Source organism: Streptomyces sp. NPDC058872, assembly GCF_042743065.1.
Taxonomy (GTDB): Bacteria; Actinomycetota; Actinomycetes; order Streptomycetales; family Streptomycetaceae; genus Streptomyces.
Map to the genome: position 1 here is coordinate 104,282 of NZ_JBHYMK010000001.1, position 20,930 is coordinate 125,211.

Genomic DNA, 20,930 nt, shown 5'->3' on the forward strand with positions numbered 1-20,930 from the left:
CGTACGTGAGGGGCCCGCGCACACCACGTGACCATCCACCCCACGCGTTCAGGGGCGTCCGCCCCGCGAGGAGCATCCGCATGTCCAGCGAGTTCTTCATTCCCGACCCGGACGGTCGGGTCCCCAGCGCCGAAGGCTACTTCGGGGCCTACGGCGGCAAGTTCATCCCGGAGGCCCTGGTCGCCGCCGTCGACGAGGTCGCGGTCGAGTACGAGAAGGCCAAGGCCGACCCCGAGTTCGCCCGCGAGCTCAACGACCTGATGGTCAACTACACCGGCCGGCCCAGCGCCCTCACCGAGGTCCCGAGGTTCGCCGAGCACGCCGGCGGGGCCCGGGTCCTCCTCAAGCGCGAGGACCTCAACCACACCGGCTCGCACAAGATCAACAACGTGCTCGGCCAGGCCCTCCTGACCAAGCGCATGGGCAAGACGCGGGTCATCGCCGAGACCGGCGCCGGTCAGCACGGCGTCGCCACCGCCACCGCCTGTGCCCTCTTCGGGCTCGACTGCACCATCTACATGGGCGAGGTCGACACCCAGCGCCAGGCCCTCAACGTGGCCCGGATGAGGATGCTCGGCGCCGAGGTCATCGCCGTGAAGTCCGGCAGCCGCACCCTCAAGGACGCCATCAACGAGGCCTTCCGCGACTGGGTCGCCAACGTGGACCGGACGCACTACCTCTTCGGCACCGTCGCCGGACCGCACCCCTTCCCCGCGATGGTCCGCGACTTCCACCGGGTCATCGGGGTCGAGGCCCGCCGCCAGGTCCTGGAGCGCACCGGACGCCTGCCCGACGCGGCGATCGCCTGCGTCGGCGGCGGCTCCAACGCCATCGGCCTCTTCCACGCCTTCGTCCCCGACGCGGACGTGCGGCTGATCGGCTGCGAGCCGGCCGGCCACGGCGTCGAGACCGGCGAGCACGCGGCCACCCTCACCGCCGGCGAGCCCGGCATCCTGCACGGCTCGCGGTCCTACGTGCTCCAGGACGACGAGGGCCAGATCACCGAGCCGTACTCGATCTCGGCGGGCCTGGACTACCCCGGCATCGGCCCCGAGCACGCCTATCTGAAGGACAGCGGGCGCGGCGAGTACCGGGCCGTCACCGATGACGCCGCCATGCAGGCGCTGCGTCTGCTCTCCCGCACCGAGGGCATCATCCCGGCCATCGAGTCGGCGCACGCCCTCGCCGGGGCCCTGGAGGTCGGCAAGGAACTCGGCAAGGACGCCCTGCTCCTGGTGAACCTCTCCGGGCGCGGCGACAAGGACATGGACACGGCCGCCCGCTACTTCGGGCTCTACGACACCGCCGAGGGGGACTCCAAGTGACCGGCACCGGCAACATCGAACTGCTCGGCGACACCCTCGCCAAGGCCAAGGCCGAGAACCGGGCCGCGCTCATCGCGTACCTGCCGGCCGGCTTCCCCACCGTCGACGGCGGCATCGAGGCCATCAAGGCCGTCTTCGACGGCGGCGCGGACATCGTGGAGGTCGGACTTCCGCACAGCGACCCGGTGCTCGACGGCCCGGTCATCCAGACCGCCGACGACATCGCCCTGCGCGGCGGCGTCAAGATCGCCGACGTCATGCGCACGGTCCGCGCGGCCCACCGGGCCACCGGCAAGCCGGTCCTCGTCATGACGTACTGGAACCCGATCGACCGTTACGGCATCGCGCGCTTCACCGAGGAGCTCGCCGAGGCCGGCGGTGCGGGCTGCATCCTGCCCGACCTGCCGGTCCAGGAGTCCCAGGTCTGGCGCGAGCACGCCGACAAGCACGGCCTCGCGACCGTCTTCGTCGTCGCGCCCAGCAGCAAGGACGAGCGCCTCGCCACCATCACGGCGGCCGGCTCCGGCTTCGTCTACGCCGCCTCGCTCATGGGCGTCACCGGCACCCGCGCGTCGGTCGGCGAGCAGGCCGCGGACCTGGTCCGCCGCACCCGCGCCACCTCCGCGCTGCCGGTGTGCGTCGGCCTCGGCGTCTCCAACGCCACGCAGGCGCGCGAGGTCGCCGGCTTCGCCGACGGCGTGATCGTCGGGTCCGCCTTCGTCCAGCGGCTGCTCGACGCCGACGGTGACGAGGCGGCCGGCCTCGCCGCGGTAAGGGAACTGGCGGCCGAACTCGCCGAGGGCGTCCGCCGCGCTTCGTAGCCCGTTCGGGTGGATCTCGGGCCGGGGAGGCGCGGATGTGCCTCCCCGGTTCGTTGCCTGGGGCGTGAGCGAGAAGAACCGTGGTGACGGTAACCGGAGCGCGCGGGAGCGCCTCCAGCAGCAGCGGGAGCGCGACAAGGCCCGCGAGAAGCAGCGGCGCGTCCTGATCGTGGCGTCGGCGGTCGTCGGCGTCCTCGGTCTGGCCGCGGTCGTCGGAGTGATCGCCGCGGGCGGGGACAAGGACGGCGGGTCCGACAAGGCGGGACCGGTGGTCGCGCCGACGGGCTCCGTCGAGGGCGACAAGCCCGCCGTCCCCACCGGTGCGACGGACGCCCCGTCGACGCTCGCCGTCTGGGAGGACTTCCGCTGCCCGGCGTGCGCCCAGTTCGAGAACGTCATGCGGGACACCATCCACGAGTTGGAGGCCACCGGCGCGCTCAAGGCCGAGTACCACCTGGCCACCCTCATCGACAGGAACATGGGCGGGAGCGGCTCGCTGCGCGCGGCGAACGCGGCCGCGTGCGCCCAGGACGCCGGCAAGTTCACCGCGTACCACGACGTGCTCTACGTCAACCAGCCGCCGGAGACGGACGACGCCTTCGGGAACAACGACACGCTGATCGAGCTGGCGGCGAAGGTCCCGGGGCTCGACACGCCCGCCTTCCGCAGCTGTGTGAACGACGGGACGCACGACGGCTGGGTGGCGAAGTCGAACGAGGCCTTCCAGAGCGGCGGCTTCCGCGGCACCCCGTCCGTCCTGCTCAACGGGGAATCGATCTTCCCGACCAAGGGGAACGAGCAGATCTCACCGGAGAACCTGAAGAAGTGGGTCGCCGAGGCCAATCAGGGCAAGAAGCCCGGCACGGCGTCCCCCTCCGCGGGTTAGTTACCCATACGTTGCCGGGTGGGCTGCCGTCCCACCCGCCCGGCAGGGTAGCGTCGGTCCTGCCATGGACCTTGCCTACATTCCCAGCCCGTCGACCGGCGTGATCCACCTCGGACCGATCCCGCTGCGCGGCTATGCCTTCTGCATCATCATCGGTGTCTTCGTTGCCGTCTGGTACGGCAACAAGCGCTGGATCGCCCGGGGCGGCACCGCCGGCACCGTGGCCGACATCGCCGTCTGGGCGGTGCCCTTCGGCCTCCTCGGCGGACGCCTCTACCACGTGATCACCGACTACCAGCTGTACTTCAGCGAGGGTGAGAACTGGGTCGACGCCTTCAAGATCTGGGAGGGCGGCCTCGGCATCTGGGGCGCCATCGCGCTCGGTGCGGTGGGCGCCTGGATCGGCTGCCGTCGCCGGGGCATCCCGCTGCCGGCGTACGCCGACGCCATCGCCCCCGGCATCGCCTTCGCCCAGGCCATCGGCCGCTGGGGCAACTGGTTCAACCAAGAGCTGTACGGCCGGCCCACCGACCTGCCCTGGGCCCTGAAGATCACCGAGGGTGCGAACCGCGAGGCCGGGCTCTACCACCCGACCTTCCTGTACGAGTCCCTCTGGTGCGTCGCCGTCGGCTTCTTCGTCGTCTGGGCCGACCGCCGCTTCAAGCTCGGCCACGGCCGTGCCTTCGCCCTGTACGTCGCCGCCTACTGCACGGGCCGGGTCTGGACCGAGTACCTGCGCGTCGACGAGGCGCACCACGTCCTCGGCCTGCGGCTGAACGTGTGGACGTCGATCATCGTCTTCCTGCTCGCGGTGCTCTACATCGTGCTCTCGGCGCGGCTGCGCCCCGGTCGCGAAGAGATCGTGGAGCGGGGTGCGGACGCACAGAAGGCGGAGACGTCGGGCGAAGCGGGGAAGGACGGAGAGGCTGCGGAGGAAGCCGCGGACGGCGGGCCGTCGGACGCGGAGCCGGAGGACGCCGCCCCCGGGGCGGACTCCCCGAAGGACGACGCACCCGAGGCCCCCGAGAAGTCTGAGAAGCCCGAGAAGTCCGAGAACGGTGCCGGATCGGCCACCAAGGGCTGACCGTCCGCGCCCAGGGGGCCGTCGGGACCGAGGGGTCCCGGCGGCCCCTTCGCATGCGGTGGGGCGGGGTCAGTCCGCACGGGCAGCGAGGGCGAGGACCCGGCGCGCGCCCTCCACCACCGCGGCGTCGACGAAGCGGCCGTCCGGGAGGGCCAGGGCGCCCGCCCGGGCCGCGGCCGCCTCGACGACCTCCCGGGCCGCGTCGACCTCCTCCGCAGTGGGCAGGTAGGCGCGTTCGATGACCGGAAGTTGACGGGGATGGATGGCGACCCGGCCGAGGAAGCCGAGCGCGCGGCCCCGGGCGCAGTCGGCGGCCAGCGCCACCGGGTCGCCGAGGTGCGGGTGCACGGACTGGACCGGGGGCGGGAGGCCGGCCGCGCGGGCGGCGACCACGAGACGGCTGCGCGGCCAGTCGAGGCCGCCGTCCTCCCGCACCCCCAGGTCGGCGCGGAGGTCGGCCTCGCCGAGGGCGATTCCCCGCACGGCGGGATGGGCGGTGGCGATGGCGTAGGCGTGCTCGACGGCGAGGGCGTTCTCCAGGAGCGGATAGAGGGGGAGCCCGGGGGCGAGCCCGGCGATCCGGTGGATGTCAGCGGGGTGCGTCACCTTGGGGAGACGGAGACCGCAGAGGCCGGGGAGGGAGGCCAGGGTGGGGATGTCGAGCAGGCGGTGGACGCGGACGTGCACCGGAACGGGGTGGACCTCCCCCAGCAGGTCGACCGTGGAGTCGAGGGCGTACGCCTTGCGGTGCGGGGCGACGGCGTCCTCCAGGTCGACGATCACGACGTCGGCGCCGGAGCCCAGGGCCTTGTGGACCACCGCCGGACGATCACCCGGCGCGTACAGCCAGGTCAGCGGCGGACGGGAGGAGGAGCCGGGCGCGGCAGGGCTCGGGGGCGCCCCGCCCGTCGTGCGGGTTCCTTCGCCGTCGGCGGGGCCGTGGAGCGGGTTCATACCGCCCCCTGCACGCGGAGGGCGTCGATCTCTGCTGGCGTGAGCCCGAGTTCGGTGAGGACGGCGGTGGTGTCGGCGCCGTGCGGGCGGCCGGGCCAGCGGATGGCTCCCGGGGTCTCGGAGAGGCGGAAGAGGACGTTCTGCATCTTGATCGGACCGAGCTCCGGATCCTCCACCTCGGTGACGGTGTGCAGCGCCCGGTACTGGGGGTCGTCCAGCACGTCCCGGACGTCGTAGACGGGAGCGATGGCCGCGTCCGCCTTCTCGAAGGCCGCCATCGCCTCGTCACGGGTGTGGCGGGCGATCCAGGAGCCGACCGCCTCGTCCAGGACGTCCGCGTGCGCGGCCCGACCCGTGCCGTCGGCGAACCACGGCTCGTCGATCAGTTCGGGCCGGCCGACGAGCCGCAGCACCCGCTCGGCGATCGACTGGGCGGAGGTGGAGACGGCGACCCAGGAGTCGTCGGAGGTCCGATAGGTGTTGCGCGGGGCGTTGTTCAGGGAGCGGTTTCCGGTCCGGGGCTGGACGTAACCGAGTTGGTCGTACCAGAGGGGGTGGGGGCCGATGACGGAGAGCATCGGCTCGATGATCGCCATGTCGACGACCTGGCCGAGACCGGTCGTCGTCCTCGCGGCGAGCGCCGTCATCACCGCGTACGCGGTGGCCAGGGCGGCGATGGAGTCGGCCAGGCCGAAGGGCGGCAGGGTCGGCGGACCGTCCGGTTCGCCGGTGACGGCGGCGAAGCCGCTCATCGCCTCGGCGAGGGTGCCGAAGCCGGGGCGGTGGGCGTACGGCCCGAACTGGCCGAATCCGGTGATGCGGGCCAGGACGAGACGCGGATTGACGGCCGACAGCTCCTCCCAGCCCAGGCCCCAGCGTTCCAGGGTGCCGGGACGGAAGTTCTCCACGACGACGTCCGCCTCGGCGGCGAGGGCGAGCAGCACCTCGCGTCCGCCCGCCGAAGACAGGTCGAGGGTGATCGTCCGCTTGTTGCGGCCCAGGACCTTCCACCACAGGCCGATCCCGTCCTTCGCGGGGCCGTGGCCACGGGACGGGTCCGGCGTGCGGGGATGCTCGACCTTGATGACGTCGGCGCCGAAGTCCCCCAGCATCATGGCGGCGAGCGGGCCGGCGAAGAGGGTGGCGAGGTCCAGGACGCGCAGCCCGTGCAGCGGCGGTCCCGGGGTGGTGGCCGACGGACGGCCCGGGAGCGCCGGTCCGTCGGGGCTCCCGGAGCCTGCCGGGCCGTCGGGCGCGGTGGCCGATGTGGGGACGGTCATGCGGAGTCGGCCTCCAGGATGTGGGGGGAGAGGAACGCGGCCTCGATCTCGACGCGGTACGGCATGGAGGTCGAGGCGCCCTCGCGTTGGACGGAGAGGGCGGCGGCGGTCTGCGCCCAGGCCAGCGCCCTCGCAGCGGGACGCCCCTCGCCCAGGGCGACCGCGAGGGCGCCGACGAAGGTGTCGCCGGCTCCGGTGGTGTCCACGGCCCGGACCCGGGGCGCGGGCACCACGAGCGGCTCGGCGCCGCGCACCGCGTGGAGGCTGCCGGCCGCGCCCAGGGTGATGACCACCTCGGGGACTTCCCGCAGCAGGGCGTGCGCGGCGGCGTGCGGGTCGGTGAGTCCGGTGAGTGCGGCGGCCTCGTGCTCGTTGGGCACCAGGAGGTCGATGGAGGAGAGGAGTTCCGGCGGAAGCGGTTGGGCGGGTGCGGGGGTGAGGACGGTGCGGACCCCGAGCCGGCGGGCGGTGGCGGCGCCCTCCACGACGACGGAGAGGGGGAGTTCGAGCTGGAGGAGCAGGATGTCCGCGGTGCCGATGAGGGCCTCGTCGCCGTGGGTGAGGGAGGTGACGCTGTTGTTGGCACCGGGGACGACGACGATCGCGTTGCCGCCCTCGTCGTCGACGACGACGTGGGCGGTGCCGGAAGAGCCTTCGGCGGTGCGCAGCAGGTCGGTGTCCACCGCGCAGTGTTCGAGGGTGGCGCGGAGCCGCACGCCGAAGTCGTCCGTGCCGACCGCGCCGATCATCGCCACCTCGGCGCCCGCCCGGGCCGCGGCGACGGCCTGGTTGGCGCCCTTGCCGCCGGGGACCGTCCGGAAGGAGCGGCCGGTGACCGTTTCCCCGAGGGCGGGGGCCCGCGGCACGTAGGTGACGAGGTCCATGTTCGTGCTGCCGAGCACGACGATGCTGGTCATGGGCGTACTGCCTCCAGGAGTGTCAGTTCGGCCAGGGTGTCGAAACCGATGCCGTCGAAGGACGCGACGGAGCTTGCCAGGCGGTTCTTGAGGGGGACGGTCCAGCGTGCGGGGAGCCGATCCGGGTGGCCCGTGAGCAGCCCGGCGACCGAACCGGCGGTGGCGCCGTTGGAGTCGGTGTCCCAACCCCCCGAGACCGCCGCGCAGATGGAGCGGGAGAAGTCTCCGTCGGCGTGGGTGAGGGCGGCGGCGAGGAGGGCGGCGTTGGGGACGACATGCACCCAGTGGTACCCGCCGAGCTCGCGGTGCAGCCGGTCGACGACGGCGTCGAAGTCCTCGGGGTGGGCCCGTGCGGTGTCGATGCCGAGACGGACCGCCCGGGCGAGGCGCGAGTCCGGCGGGACCACGTCGAGTCCGGCGGCCAGCGCCCCGTGGACGTCGGTGGTGCCGGTGGCCGCGGCGGCGAGTGCGGCAGCGACGAACATGGCCCCGTAGACGCCGTTGGCGGTGTGCGTGAGCCGTGCGTCCCGGTGTGCCTGCGCGGCGGCGGCCACCGGGTCGCCGGGCCGCGTCCAGCCGTGGACGTCGGCCCGGATCTGGGCCCCGATCCATTCGCGGAACGGGTTGCGGCGGACGGCGGTCAGCGGGGGTTCGACGCCGTCCAGGAGGTTGCGGTAGGCGACGCGTTCGGCGGTGAAGGTGCGGCCGGCGGGAAGTTCGTCGAGCCAGAGGCGGGCGACGTCCGCGGTGGTGAAGTCGCGGCCGTACCGCTGGAGGAGCAGCAGGTTGAGGAGGGGGTAGTTCAGGTCGTCGTCCTCCGGCATGCCGTCGATGTTCTCGGCGAGACAAGCAGCGGCGGAGCGCCGGTTCCAGGGATGGGCGGCGAGCAGTTCCGGGGGGACGCCCCGGGCCGTGAACCAGCTGGTGAGGGGCCAGTTGCCGGTGGTGCGGGCGAGGGCGCGAATGCCGGGCAGGGGGAGCTTCTCCACGGGCTTGCCGAGCAGACACCCGACGGCCCGTCCGAGCCAGGCGGCGTGCAACCGGTCCAGGAGCGCGGTGTCGCGGGAGGAGGCCGGGTGCTCGCCGGGGGCGGGTAGGGGAGGAGGGCCGCTCCGGGGCGCGCCCGGACGGTCGGAGCGCGGCGCCGGGCGGTCCGTCCCGCCGTCCCGCCCGGGCGGGACGGCGGGCAGCGCGGGGGGAGCCGCGGTCAGCTCCCTGATCAGCGGGAGCGGGGTGGGCTCCTGTGTCGACAGGGGCGCGGGCAGGGACGCCAGGGCGTCCAGGAGCTCTTCCGCCAGGGGGCGCAGGTCCGGGCGGGGAAGCGCCGAGGCGCCGGCCGCCTCCGGGGCGGGCGGTCCGCCGGCCGCCGCCCAGCGGGCCGCGAGGGCCCGGGCGTCACGGCCGTCCTCCCCGGCCTGCCGCAGCTCGTGGCCCACCAGGTCCTCCGGTTGGACCCAGGTCACGCGGAGGGTCACCGGTCCGCGCCCGTCAGGCCCGCGAAGGCCGACTCGTGGTCCCGGCGCAGCGCGGTGTCCCGGACGAAGACCTCCCGGGCGACCGCGGCCAAGGCCCGTGCCGGTGCGTGCAGGTCCAGGCGGCTCGCGTCCGCGACCTGCTTCGCCCAGGAGGGGGGGACGGCGGACTCGCCGTGCAGCGCACCGGCGATCGCACCTGCCATGGTGGCGATCGAATCGCAGTCGCGCCCGTAGTTGACCGCTCCGAGAACGGTGCGCCGGTAGTCGCCCCCGCCGACCAGGAGCATGCCGAGGGCGATGGGGAGTTCCTCGATCGCATGGAGGCGGGAGGGGCGCCGGGCACCGAGGGAGGGGCTGCGGTAGTCGGGTCCGACGGTGTCGAAGGGGGCCACCGCTCCGCGCAGGGGAGCGAGGGCCGTTTCGAAGTCCGTGTGGCGGGAGGCGACTTCGGCGACCGCCTCGATCGCCGCCCGGGTGCCGTCCTTCGCCAGGGAGAGCGCGGTGTCCACCACCGAGGTCGGTGTGGCGCCGGGGGAGCAGGCCGCCGCGACCGTCGCCGCGAAGACCCCCGCCGCTTCCCGACCGTACGAGGACTGGTGCGCACCGGTGAGGTCGATCGCCTCGGCGTACGCGCCGGCCGGGTGGGCCGCGTTGACCAGGCCCACCGGAGCCATGTACATCGCGGCCCCGCAGTTGACGACGTTGCCGTTGCCGGCCTCGCGCGGATCGACGTGACCGTAGTGGAGTCGGGTCACGATCCACTTCTCCGCGAGGAAGATCCGTTGGAGGGGAAGCGCTTCGGCCTCCAGTTCCGGGATCCAGACGGGGGAGCCGATGAGTTCGGGGACGAGGTGCTCCGCGACCGCGTGGGCGTCGAGGTGGCCGCGGACCTTCTCGTACACCCTGATCAGCGCATGGGTCATCAAGGTGTCGTCGGTGACGTGCCCGTCGCCCTTGTGGTACGGCGCGAGGGGGCGGGCGGTGCGCCAATCGCCGCCGTTCCAGGGGCCGACGATTCCGGTGACGCGACCGCCGTGGCGCTCCAGGATCTGCTCGGGGGCGTACCCCTCGACGGGGCCGCCCAGCGCATCGCCGACGGCGGCCCCGAGGAGACTGCCGGTGATGCGGTCATCCAGTGCAGGGGCATCCAGTGTGGGTGTCATGTCGGAATTGTCCACCTGGTGTGCTCGGTTCCACGGCTCCCAGGAGCCCGGCGAGTTCGATCAGGTCGGTGCCGGCGAGCCGGGGCAGTGCACAGCCCGCGAGGGTCCGGCAGGCCTCGCGCCAGCCCGCCGGGACCGAGCGGCCGCCGCCCAGAGCCCCGGTGAGCGCGCCCACCAGCGCCGGAGCCGAGTCGGCGACCCGGGGGAGGCACGCGGCGGCGGGTACCGCAGCCGTCATCTCGCCGCGGCCCGCGGTGGCGAGGGCCAGGGCGATCGGGACGGTCTCGGCCGCGGCGATGCCGTAGCTGTAGACGTGGTCGACGATCTGGTGTTCCAGGAGCGGGGCCAGGGCGAAGGCCGAGTCCGAGGTCCGGGCCAACTGCACCGCGTGTCGGGCGTTGCGGCCGATCTCGGTGTCGGGGGGCAGTTCGGCGAGGGCCGCTTCGACCGCCTCGTCGACCCGCGCTCCGCCGAGGGCCGCGGCGACCGCCGCCGCAGTGGCGCGGGCGCCGTGGACGCCGTCGCCGTCCTGTGTGTACCGGGCGTCGAATTCCGCGAGTTCGGCGGCGGCACACGGGTCACCGGGATGCACGACGGCCAGGACGGCGGCCCTGACGCAGGCCGCGTCGTCGAAGAAGTGCGGGTTGTCGTGGCCGGTGGCGGGCGGACGCAGCCCGGTGGCCAGGTTGCCGAGGCCGGCCCGGATCGAGATCCGGGCGCGCAGCGGCAGGACGGCCGATTCGACCTCGGGGGCCCGCTCCGCAGCGGCGGCGACCTGGCTGGCCAGGGCGTTCCAGGCGAGGTCCAGGGCGGCGCGGAGGCGCCGGCCCGGGGGGAGCCCGGTGAGGGCGGGGCCGGAGCCGGCGAGGACCGCCTCCGCCGTGAAGGCCGCCCATTCGGCGTCGTCGGAGGGGCCGAGCCGGAGCGGCTCGGGGGGCTGGTTGAGGGCGAGGGGGACGGGGAGGGTGGTCGTCGCGCTCTGCTCGGCGAAGGCGTCGAGTTCGCGGGTGAGGCGGCGGGTCCACCCGGGCATGCGGGCGGCCCGGTGACGGGCGGCGGGCCAACCCGCGGCGTCGCCCGCGGCGATGCCGAGGAGGAGGCCCTCGACCGCCTCCCGGCCGGGCCCCCGGGGAGGGGCGGGGCGTCGGCCTTCCGCGGTGCGCCGGAGGACGGGGCCGTGCGAGGGGACGAGCTCGTGCGGGGCGGGGTTCCGCCGGACCCGTTCCGGTGCGGGCGCCCGGTCCCGAGGAGTGCCGCCCCGGGGGGCGGAGCCGGGCGTCACCGGTGCTGCACCGCCGCCCTCCGGGGCGACGGTGCCCGTGGTGGCGCCTTCCGTCGTCGTGCCCTCCGTGGTGGTGTCCGTGCTCATCGGTCGCCCCCTTCCCGGGTCAGCAGGTCCGCGACGTCCAGGACGTGGTAGCCGCGCATGGAGGGGAGGCAGCTGCCCGCCACCGGGGAGATGGCCGAGGCCCAGTCCTCCGGGATCGATCCCCGGCCTCCCATCGCGCCGGCCAGCGCGCCCGCCACCGCGGCCGTCGTGTCGGCATCGCGCCCCATGTTGACGGCGGTCAGGACGGCCGTCCGGAAGTCGCCGCGGGCCGCGGCGAAGGCACCGAAGGCGAGGCCCACCGCTTCCGGGGCCAGGTCGGTCCAGGGGTATCCGCCGATGACGACCGCCGAGCGGACCTGGCGTTCGCGGACGAGCGGATCCGCTTGCGCGTGGTGGGCCGCGACCACGGCGCGGCGCAGCGAGCGGGCCGTCCAGGAGTCCATGGGGACGACCGAGAGGGCGGCCGCGATCACGGACGTGACGGTCGCGCCGGACATCGCTGCCGCCACGCCCGCCGCCACCGCCTGGCCGCCGTAGATGCCCTCCCCGTCGTGGCTGACGCTGCCGTCGATCGCGACGAGCCGCGCGGCCTCCGCCGGGCGACCGGCCGCGAAGACCCCGAAGGGGGCGGCCCGCATGGCGAGGCCGTCGCTCCAGGCGTGCCGGTGCTGGGCGGAGACGGGGGCGGCGAGGCCCCGACGGAGGTTCTCCAGGGTGCCGCGCTCGGAGAAGCCCGCACCGCGGAACGAACCTTCGTCGAGGTCGGCGATCCAGCGGTGCCAGGCCCGTTCGACGTGGTGGACGGTGAGGGAGGACCCGTGCCGGGCGAGGAGCAGCGCCGAGAAGATCGCGTACTCCGTGTCGTCGGTGCCGGCCGGACTGTCCGTCACGAAGCCGTCGATGCGGCCCCAGCGGCGGCGGATCTCGGAGGGGCGCATGTTCTCGGCGGGGGCGCCGAGCGCATCGCCGACGGCGAGGCCGAGGAGCGCCCCCCTCGCCCGTTCACGCGTGTCGCATGCCGTGGTCACCATTGCGCGGCCCCTTCCTCGGTGGGGGCGCACCCATGGCGCTCCCATGCCTGGATTTGTGCCACCGCGGGCCGCGTTCTCGCCGAAGAAACGTCTCTGTCACCCGGCTGACACTGCGCCAGATCAAGGCGCCCTTGGTGAGGCGGGCCTTAGTAAGTACGGCCTGCCTTGCTGGCGCGCCCCTTACATCGGGCGTATTTTCGACTGCGTTGGGGGCGGCGGGTGCATCCCGGCCCGCCGGAGCGAGGGGAGAACCATGTCCATCATCGAAGCGCAGGCACCTCTGCACGAGGCCCATCGGAGCAACCACACCCACCGTGACGTGAACGGCGGTTGGCTGCGTCCGGCGGTGTTCGGCGCGATGGACGGACTGGTGTCCAACCTCGCCCTGATGACCGGTGTCGCGGGCGGTGCGGTCTCCTCGCAGACCGTCGTCATCACCGGCCTCGCCGGCCTCGCTGCCGGCGCCTTCTCCATGGCGGCCGGGGAGTACACCTCCGTCGCCTCGCAGCGCGAGCTCGTCCAGGCCGAACTGGACGTCGAGCGCAGTCAGTTGCACAAGCATCCGGTCGACGAGATGGAGGAGCTCGCCGCGCTCTACGTCTCCCGCGGGGTCGAGCCCGCGCTCGCCCGCGAGGTCGCGATGCAGCTCTCCAAGGACCCCGAGCAGGCCCTGGAGATCCATGCCCGCGAAGAGCTGGGCATCGACCCGGACGACCTGCCGTCGCCGCTCGTCGCCGCGGTCTCCTCCTTCGGCTCCTTCGCCCTCGGCGCCCTCCTGCCGGTCCTCCCGTATCTGCTCGGGGCGACCGCGCTCTGGCCGGCCGTGCTGCTCGCGCTCCTCGGCCTCTTCGCCTGCGGGGCCCTGGTCGCCCGGGTCACGGCCCGCAGCTGGTGGTTCAGCGGGGTGCGCCAGCTCGCCCTGGGCGGGGCCGCCGCGGCCGTCACGTACGGGCTCGGCATGCTCTTCGGGGCGGCGCTCTGACTCCGCGCGGGTCGCACCCGCGTGCCGCCCCTCCGGGAACGGAATCCGTATCCGCCCAGTAGACCGCGAGGCCCCCTCAGGGGGCCTTTCCGGCATAGCGGCGCACCTTATGCGGGCATAGGGCTCATAAGGGCTGTGACGCATCTCCCTGACCCGATCCGCCGCGGCGATGAGACACTATGCAGGACGCCACATAGGTAGCCGGTTACTCGGCGGTTTCGAGTGCGTGACCACGGGGAAAGAGGCATGAGCGTCACTGGGCAATGAAGCCCACTCAGCGACGGCTCGCCGGGAGCCCGGAAGGCCTCCGGACCGATCGATCCGTCCCCGCGGGGCAGTCCTTGCCGCCGCACCCCACAGGTGACCCCATGGCGCCGCTGCGTGTCGGCGGTGTCCGCATGTTGGAATGAGCTATCCACTTCGCGAGAAGCCAGCCATCATGTAACCTGCACGAAATTTCGCGGAGGGCCAACGTCGTCCCTCGGCAGCTCCACATGCCACGACGACGACGGGAGAGCCGATGCGTTCCGACGCCTGGTCGCCCATGGACGGTCGCCCCGCTCCGCAGGGGATGTACGACCCCCGTAACGAACACGACGCCTGTGGTGTCGGGTTCGTGGCCACCCTCACCGGTGTTGCCAGCCACGCGCTGGTCGAGCAGGCGCTGACCGTACTGCGCAACCTCGAACACCGCGGCGCCACCGGCTCCGAGCCCGACTCCGGCGACGGAGCCGGCATCCTGCTCCAGATCCCGGACGCCTTCCTCCGCGAGGTCGCCGGATTCGTGCTCCCCGAGGTCGGCGCGTACGCCGTCGGCATCGCCTTCCTCCCCGAGGAGGGCACCGACGAGACCGCCGCCTCGATCGAGGCCATCGCCGCGGAAGAGGGCCTCACCGTCCTCGGCTGGCGCGAGGTCCCGACCGCCCCCGAACTGCTCGGTGCCTCCGCCCGCGCCACCATGCCGGTCTTCCGGCAGCTCTTCGTCGCCGACGGCGAGAACACGGGCATCGCCCTCGACCGCAAGGCGTTCGTGCTGCGCAAGCGCGCCGAGCGCGAGGCCGCGACCTACTTCCCGTCGCTCTCCGCCCGCACCATCGTCTACAAGGGCATGCTGACCACCGGCCAGCTGGAGCCCTTCTTCCCGGACCTCTCGGACCGCCGCTGCACCACCGCCGTGGCCCTGGTCCACTCCCGGTTCTCCACCAACACCTTCCCGAGCTGGCCGCTGGCCCACCCGTACCGCTTCGTCGCCCACAACGGTGAGATCAACACCGTCAAGGGCAACCGGAACTGGATGACCGCCCGCGAGGCGCAGCTCGAGTCCGGTGCCTTCGGCGAGGGCGCGCTGGAGCGGATCTTCCCGATCTGCACCCCGGACGCCTCCGACTCGGCCTCCTTCGACGAGGTCCTGGAGCTCCTCCACCTCGGCGGCCGTTCGCTGCCGCACGCGGTCCTGATGATGGTCCCCGAGGCGTGGGAGAACCACGACTCCATGGACCCGGCCCGCCGCGCCTTCTACCAGTACCACTCCACGATGATGGAGCCCTGGGACGGCCCGGCCTGCGTCACCTTCACCGACGGCGTCCAGGTCGGTGCGGTCCTCGACCGCAACGGTCTGCGCCCCGGCCGCTACTGGGTCACGGACGAGGGCCTCGTCGTCCTCTCCTCCGAGGTCGGCGTCCTCGACATCGACCCCGCCAAGGTCGTCCGCAAGGGCCGCCTCCAGCCCGGCAAGATGTTCCTCGTCGACACCGCCGAGCACCGCATCGTCGAGGACGACGAGATCAAGGCCGCCCTCGCCGCCGAGCAGCCGTACGCGGAATGGCTGGAGACCGGCGAGATCGAGCTGTCCGACCTTCCCGAGCGCGAGCACATCGTGCACACCCACGCCTCGGTCACCCGCCGCCAGCAGACCTTCGGCTACACCGAGGAAGAGCTCCGCGTCATCCTCGCGCCGATGGCCCGGAGCGGCGCCGAGCCCATCGGCTCCATGGGCACGGACTCTCCGATCGCCGCCCTGTCCGCCCGCCCGCGGCTGCTCTTCGACTACTTCACCCAGCTCTTCGCCCAGGTGACCAACCCGCCGCTGGACGCGATCCGCGAGGAACTCGTGACCTCGCTGCGCTCCTCGCTGGGCCCCCAGGGCAACCTGCTCGAACCGACCCCGGTGTCCTGCCGCAGCGTCACGCTGCCCTTCCCGGTGATCGACAACGACGAGCTGGCCAAGCTCATCCACATCAACGCCGACGGCGACATGCCCGGCATGAAGGCCGCGACGCTCTCCGGCCTCTACCGGGTGTCCGGCGGCGGCGACGCCCTCGCCGCGCGCATCGAGGAGATCTGCGCCGAGGCCGACACCGCCATCGAGGCCGGTGCCCGCCTGATCGTGCTCTCCGACCGGCACTCCGACGCCGAGCACGCGCCGATCCCCTCGCTGCTGCTCACCGCGGCCGTCCACCACCACCTCATCCGCACCAAGCAGCGCACCAAGGTGGGCCTGCTCGTCGAGGCCGGTGACGTCCGCGAGGTCCACCACGTCGCCCTGCTCATCGGCTACGGCGCAGCGGCGGTCAACCCGTACCTCGCGATGGAGTCCGTCGAGGACCTGGTCCGCGCCGGCACCTTCATCGAGGGGCTGGAGCCCGAGCAGGCCATCCGGAACCTGATCTACGCCCTCGGCAAGGGCGTCCTCAAGGTCATGTCCAAGATGGGCATCTCCACCGTCGCCTCCTACCGCGGCGCCCAGGTCTTCGAGGCGGTCGGCCTCGACGAGACCTTCGTCGCCACCTACTTCAACGGCACCGCGACCAAGATCGGCGGAGCCGGTCTCGACGTCGTCGCCAAGGAGGTCGCCGCCCGCCACGCCAAGGCCTACCCCGCCTCCGGCGTCCCCTCCGCGCACCGCGCCCTGGAGATCGGCGGCGAGTACCAGTGGCGTCGCGAGGGCGAGCCGCACCTGTTCGACCCGGAGACCGTCTTCCGCCTCCAGCACGCCACGCGCACCAAGCGGTACGACATCTTCAAGATGTACACGGACCGGGTCAACGAGCAGTCCGAGCGCCTCATGACGCTCCGTGGACTCTTCGGCTTCGCCACCGAGGGCCGCGCCCCGATCTCCATCGACGAGGTCGAGCCGGTCTCCGAGATCGTCAAGCGCTTCTCCACCGGTGCCATGTCGTACGGCTCCATCTCCCGCGAGGCGCACGAGACGCTCGCCATCGCCATGAACCAGCTGGGCGCCAAGTCCAACACCGGCGAGGGCGGCGAGGACCCGGAGCGCCTGTACGACCCGGCGCGCCGCTCCGCGATCAAGCAGGTCGCCTCCGGCCGCTTCGGCGTCACCAGCGAGTACCTGGTCAACGCCGACGACATCCAGATCAAGATGGCCCAGGGCGCCAAGCCCGGTGAGGGCGGTCAGCTGCCCGGCCACAAGGTCTACCCGTGGGTCGCCAAGACGCGTCACTCGACGCCCGGCGTCGGCCTCATCTCGCCGCCGCCGCACCACGACATCTACTCCATCGAGGACCTGGCCCAGCTGATCCACGACCTCAAGAACGCCAACCCGGTCGCCCGCATCCACGTGAAGCTGGTCTCCGAGGTCGGCGTCGGCACGGTCGCCGCCGGCGTCTCCAAGGCCCACGCGGACGTCGTCCTCATCTCCGGCCACGACGGCGGTACGGGTGCCTCCCCGCTGACCTCGCTGAAGCACGCCGGCGGTCCCTGGGAGCTCGGCCTCGCCGAGACCCAGCAGACGCTGCTGCTCAACGGCCTGCGCGACCGGATCGTCGTCCAGACCGACGGCCAGCTCAAGACCGGCCGCGACGTCGTCATCGCCGCCCTGCTCGGTGCCGAGGAGTTCGGCTTCGCGACCGCGCCGCTGGTCGTCTCCGGCTGCGTCATGATGCGCGTCTGCCACCTGGACACCTGCCCGGTCGGCATCGCCACCCAGAACCCGGTCCTGCGCGACCGCTTCTCCGGCAAGGCCGAGTTCGTCGTCAACTTCTTCGAGTTCATCGCCGAAGAGGTCCGCGAGCTCCTCGCCGAGCTGGGCTTCCGCACCCTCGACGAGGCCGTCGGCCACGCCGAACTGCTCGACACCAGCCGCGCGGTCTCGCACTGGAAGGCCCAGGGCCTGGACCTGGAGCCGCTCTTCCACGTGCCCGAGCTCCCCGAGGGCGCGGTCCGCCACGCCCGGATCGAGCAGGACCACGGCCTGGAGAAGGCCCTCGACAACGAGCTGGTCCAGCTCGCCGCCGAGGCCCTGAACGCGGCCTCCGCCGAGGAGGCCCAGCCGGTCCGCGCCCAGGTCGCGATCCGCAACATCAACCGCACGGTCGGCACCATGCTCGGCCACCACGTGACGAAGCGGTTCGGTGGCGCCGGTCTCCCGGCCGACACCATCGACATCACCTTCACCGGTTCCGCCGGCCAGTCGTTCGGCGCCTTCCTGCCGGCCGGCGTCACCCTCCGCCTGGAGGGCGACGCCAACGACTACGTCGGCAAGGGGCTCTCCGGCGGCCGGGTGATCGTCCGTCCGGACCGGGGCGCCGACCACCTGGCCGAGTACTCGACCATCGCGGGCAACACGATCGGCTACGGCGCGACCGGCGGCGAGCTCTTCCTCCGCGGTCGCACCGGCGAGCGCTTCTGCGTCCGCAACTCCGGCGCGCTGGTCGTCTCGGAAGGCGTGGGCGACCACGGCTGCGAGTACATGACCGGTGGCACGGCGGTCGTCCTCGGCGAGACCGGCCGCAACTTCGCCGCCGGCATGTCGGGTGGCGTCGCCTACGTCATCGACCTCGACCGGGACAACGTCAACTCCGGGAACCTGGAGGCGGTCGAGGCCCCGTCGGACACCGACAAGGCGTGGCTGCACGACGTCGTGCGCCGTCACTTCGAGGAGACCGGCTCGACGGTCGCCGAGAAGCTGCTCGCCGACTGGGACGCCGCGGCGGCCCGCTTCAGCAAGATCATTCCCACCACGTACAAGGCAGTGCTCGCCGCCAAGGACGCCGCTGAGCTCGCCGGTCTCTCCGAGACCGAGACCACCGAGAAGATGATGGAGGCGGCGTCCCATGGCTGACCCCAAGGGCTTCCTGACCACCGGGCGCGAAGTCGCCCAGACCCGACCGGTGGCCGAGCGCGTCAGGGACTGGAACGAGGTCTACGTCCCCGGCTCCCTGCTCCCGGTCATCAGCAAGCAGGCCGGCCGCTGCATGGACTGCGGCATTCCGTTCTGCCACAACGGTTGCCCCCTCGGGAACCTGATCCCCGAGTGGAACGACTACGCCTACCGCGAGGACTGGGCGGCGGCGTCGGAGCGGCTGCACGCCACCAACAACTTCCCGGAGTTCACCGGTCGTCTCTGCCCGGCCCCGTGCGAGGCCGCGTGCGTGCTCGGCATCAACCAGCCGGCCGTCACCATCAAGAACGTCGAAGTCTCCATCATCGACAAGGCCTGGGACGCCAACGACGTCAAGCCGCAGGCGCCCGAGCGCCTCTCCGGCAAGACCGTCGCCGTCATCGGCTCCGGCCCGGCCGGTCTGGCCGCCGCCCAGCAGCTGACCCGGGCCGGCCACACGGTCGCCGTCTACGAGCGCGCGGACCGCATCGGCGGACTGCTGCGCTACGGCATCCCCGAGTTCAAGATGGAGAAGCGGCACATCAACCGCCGCATCGAGCAGATGCGCGCGGAGGGCACCAAGTTCCGCACGGGCGTCGAGATCGGCCGCGACATGCCGGCGACCGCCCTGCGCAACCGCTACGACGCGGTGGTCATCGCCGCCGGTGCCACCACCGCCCGTGACCTGCCGGTGCCGGGCCGCGAGCTGAACGGCATCCACCAGGCGATGGAGTACCTGCCGCTCGCCAACAAGGTCGTCGAGGGCGATTTCGTGGCGCCGCCGATCACCGCCGAGGGCAAGCACGTGGTCGTCATCGGCGGCGGTGACACCGGTGCGGACTGCGTCGGCACCGCGCACCGCCAGGGCGCGGCCTCGGTCACCCAGCTGGAGATCATGCCGAAGCCGGGCGACGAGCGGAACGCCGGCCAGCCCTGGCCGACCTTCCCCATGCTCTACAAGGTCACCTCGGCGCACGAGGAGGGCGGCGAGCGGGTCTACTCCGTCTCCACCACCCACTTCGAGGGCGACGAGGACGGCAACGTCCAGTTCCTCCACCTGATCGAGGTCGAGTTCATCGACGGCAAGCTGACGCAGAAGCCGGGCACGGAGCGCAAGATCCCCGCCCAGCTGGTCACGCTCGCGATGGGCTTCACCGGCACGGACGTGCAGAACGGACTGGTCGCACAGTTTGGTCTGGACCTGGATGAGCGGGGTAACATCGCCCGTGACGCGGACTTCGCCACCAACGTCGATGGCGTCTTCGTCGCCGGCGACGCCGGTCGCGGCCAGTCGCTCATCGTCTGGGCCATCGCCGAGGGCCGTTCCGCCGCCCGCGGAGTGGACCGCTACCTGACCGGCGTCAGCTCCCTGCCGGCCCCGATCCGTCCGACGGACCGCGCCCTGACGGTCTGATCCGCCGGATCACCCCCGAGAACGTCCCGTACAACGACGTGCGGAACTGAGCGCAGCACTCCCCGCCTGTCCCCGACCGGACGACTGGGGAGTGCTGCGGCGCGTTTTTCCCCGGATCCCTCCCGGGCCGACGGGGGCCGACGGGGGCCGCCGGCCCGGGAGGGGCCGCTGCCCCGGCCCGGTCGACCCCGATCTCCGCAGGCCCGGTCGGGCGGCGGGGGAGGGTCGTAGACTGCCGCCGCGGGGCCGGACGGGACCGGTGCGCACCCGGTGCGCCCCACCCGGACCGAGCCGCCCCGCGCCGTCGAACGCGATCCGGCCGACGTCGTGTTCGCGGAGGTCGAAGAGCCGGAGGGGGAACGGACGTGCCGCTGAACCTGCGCAAGGTCGAGGAGACCGCGCCCGCGTTGGTGAGCCTCTACAAGGAGGCCGGGGCCTCGCTGGAACGACACGGGATCGCCGGCCAGCGGGTCGCCGTCTACCTGGTCGTCGACTACTCGGGGTCCATGAAGCCGTACTACCGCAACGGCACCGTCCAGGCCCTGGCCGACCGGGTGCTCGGGCTCTCCGCCCACCTCGACGACGACGGGCGGGTGCCGGTCGTCTTCTTCTCCACCGACGTCGACGCCCTGACCGACATCCGTCTCGACGACCACGTCGGCCGGATCGACCGGATCGTCGCCGGGCTCGGCCACATGGGGAAGACGAGCTACCACCTCGCCATGGACGCCGTCATCGACCACTACCTGGACAGCGGCTCCACCGCGCCCGCCCTCGTCGTCTTCCAGACCGACGGAGGGCCGATCAACAAGCCGGCGGCCGAGCGGTACGTGTGCAAGGCGGCCCGGCTGCCGATCTTCTGGCAGTTCATCGGCTTCGGCGACCCCGGAAGCCGTCAGTTCGAGTTCCTGCGCAAGCTGGACGAGCTGGACGTGCCGGGGAAGCGCCCCCTCGACAACGCCGGCTTCTTCCACGCCGGGGAGGACCCGAACCGGATCTCCGACACGGAGCTGTACGACCGGCTCGTCTCCGAGTTCCCCCGCTGGCTCGCCGCCGCCCGGGCCCAGGGCGTCGTCCGGCACTGAGCCGCGCCGCGGCGCGCGTCCGTCCCCCTCCGGCCCGGGGGCCGGCCACCCCCGGGCCGGA

At 72.8% G+C, this 20,930-nt stretch carries 15 protein-coding genes; 8 read left to right on the forward strand and 7 right to left on the reverse strand.

The genetic code is table 11. The features are described 5' to 3' along the window. The first annotated feature begins 80 nt into the window (after window positions 1–80). The 4 genes from trpB to lgt all read left to right on the forward strand — a co-directional run bounded on the left by trpB (window position 81) and on the right by lgt (window position 4,116). The gene (gene trpB, locus ACFW22_RS00510) at window positions 81–1,325 is read left to right on the forward strand and encodes a tryptophan synthase subunit beta (protein WP_386396676.1); all 1,245 of its coding nucleotides are present in this window, start codon (window positions 81–83) and stop codon (window positions 1,323–1,325) included. Then, a complete protein-coding gene (gene trpA, locus ACFW22_RS00515; protein WP_386396679.1) occupies window positions 1,322–2,146 on the forward strand; it encodes a tryptophan synthase subunit alpha in 825 nt (274 codons plus the stop codon). Before trpB ends, trpA begins: the two co-directional genes overlap by 4 nt. A gap of 64 nt (window positions 2,147–2,210) precedes the next feature. Then, window positions 2,211–3,032 carry a DsbA family protein gene (locus ACFW22_RS00520; protein ID WP_386396682.1) on the forward strand — a complete coding sequence of 274 codons (822 nt, stop codon included), beginning with the start codon at window positions 2,211–2,213 and terminating at the stop codon, window positions 3,030–3,032. A 64-nt stretch (window positions 3,033–3,096) separates the two neighbouring features. Next, window positions 3,097–4,116 (forward strand): prolipoprotein diacylglyceryl transferase, encoded by a 1,020-nt coding sequence (gene lgt, locus ACFW22_RS00525; RefSeq protein WP_386396685.1) that lies wholly within the window; start codon window positions 3,097–3,099, stop codon window positions 4,114–4,116. Window positions 4,117–4,185: 69 nt separating this feature from the next. Here lgt and ACFW22_RS00530 read toward each other — a convergent pair whose 3' ends face one another. Genes ACFW22_RS00530 through ACFW22_RS00560 form a run of 7 tightly spaced genes read right to left on the reverse strand, consistent with a single transcriptional unit; the run spans window position 4,186 to window position 12,266 of the window. Continuing rightward, the gene (locus ACFW22_RS00530) at window positions 4,186–5,070 is read right to left on the reverse strand and encodes an HpcH/HpaI aldolase/citrate lyase family protein (RefSeq protein WP_386396688.1); all 885 of its coding nucleotides are present in this window, start codon (window positions 5,068–5,070) and stop codon (window positions 4,186–4,188) included. Continuing rightward, window positions 5,067–6,350 (reverse strand): CaiB/BaiF CoA transferase family protein, encoded by a 1,284-nt coding sequence (locus ACFW22_RS00535; RefSeq protein WP_386396691.1) that lies wholly within the window; start codon window positions 6,348–6,350, stop codon window positions 5,067–5,069. The genes ACFW22_RS00530 and ACFW22_RS00535 overlap by 4 nt, the downstream gene beginning before the upstream one ends. Then, on the reverse strand, window positions 6,347–7,267 hold the full coding sequence (gene rbsK, locus ACFW22_RS00540; protein WP_386396693.1) for a ribokinase: 921 nt from the start codon (window positions 7,265–7,267) through the stop codon (window positions 6,347–6,349). Before rbsK ends, ACFW22_RS00535 begins: the two co-directional genes overlap by 4 nt. Continuing rightward, on the reverse strand, window positions 7,264–8,742 hold the full coding sequence (locus tag ACFW22_RS00545; protein WP_386396696.1) for an ADP-ribosylglycohydrolase family protein: 1,479 nt from the start codon (window positions 8,740–8,742) through the stop codon (window positions 7,264–7,266). Before ACFW22_RS00545 ends, rbsK begins: the two co-directional genes overlap by 4 nt. After that, the gene (locus ACFW22_RS00550) at window positions 8,739–9,905 is read right to left on the reverse strand and encodes an ADP-ribosylglycohydrolase family protein (RefSeq protein WP_386396699.1); all 1,167 of its coding nucleotides are present in this window, start codon (window positions 9,903–9,905) and stop codon (window positions 8,739–8,741) included. Before ACFW22_RS00550 ends, ACFW22_RS00545 begins: the two co-directional genes overlap by 4 nt. Then, entirely contained in the window at window positions 9,871–11,274 is a 1,404-nt protein-coding gene (locus ACFW22_RS00555) for an ADP-ribosylglycohydrolase family protein (RefSeq protein WP_386396702.1), read from the reverse strand. Before ACFW22_RS00555 ends, ACFW22_RS00550 begins: the two co-directional genes overlap by 35 nt. Next, on the reverse strand, window positions 11,271–12,266 hold the full coding sequence (locus tag ACFW22_RS00560; protein ID WP_386396705.1) for an ADP-ribosylglycohydrolase family protein: 996 nt from the start codon (window positions 12,264–12,266) through the stop codon (window positions 11,271–11,273). Before ACFW22_RS00560 ends, ACFW22_RS00555 begins: the two co-directional genes overlap by 4 nt. 253 nt (window positions 12,267–12,519) lie before the next feature. Here ACFW22_RS00560 and ACFW22_RS00565 point away from each other — a divergent pair, with 253 nt between their 5' ends. The 4 genes from ACFW22_RS00565 (at window position 12,520) to ACFW22_RS00580 (ending at window position 20,869) form a co-directional block, all read left to right on the forward strand. After that, window positions 12,520–13,248, forward strand: a complete 729-nt coding sequence (locus ACFW22_RS00565) for a VIT1/CCC1 transporter family protein (RefSeq protein WP_386396708.1) — start codon at window positions 12,520–12,522, stop codon at window positions 13,246–13,248. A gap of 520 nt (window positions 13,249–13,768) precedes the next feature. Next, window positions 13,769–18,331: a glutamate synthase large subunit gene (gene gltB / locus ACFW22_RS00570; RefSeq protein WP_386396711.1), complete on the forward strand. Its 4,563-nt coding sequence runs from the start codon at window positions 13,769–13,771 to the stop codon at window positions 18,329–18,331. Beyond that, window positions 18,324–19,784: a glutamate synthase subunit beta gene (locus ACFW22_RS00575; RefSeq protein ID WP_386396714.1), complete on the forward strand. Its 1,461-nt coding sequence runs from the start codon at window positions 18,324–18,326 to the stop codon at window positions 19,782–19,784. The genes gltB and ACFW22_RS00575 overlap by 8 nt, the downstream gene beginning before the upstream one ends. Window positions 19,785–20,149: 365 nt before the next feature. Beyond that, window positions 20,150–20,869 (forward strand): vWA domain-containing protein, encoded by a 720-nt coding sequence (locus ACFW22_RS00580; protein ID WP_386396717.1) that lies wholly within the window; start codon window positions 20,150–20,152, stop codon window positions 20,867–20,869. The last annotated feature ends 61 nt before the right edge of the window (window positions 20,870–20,930 follow it).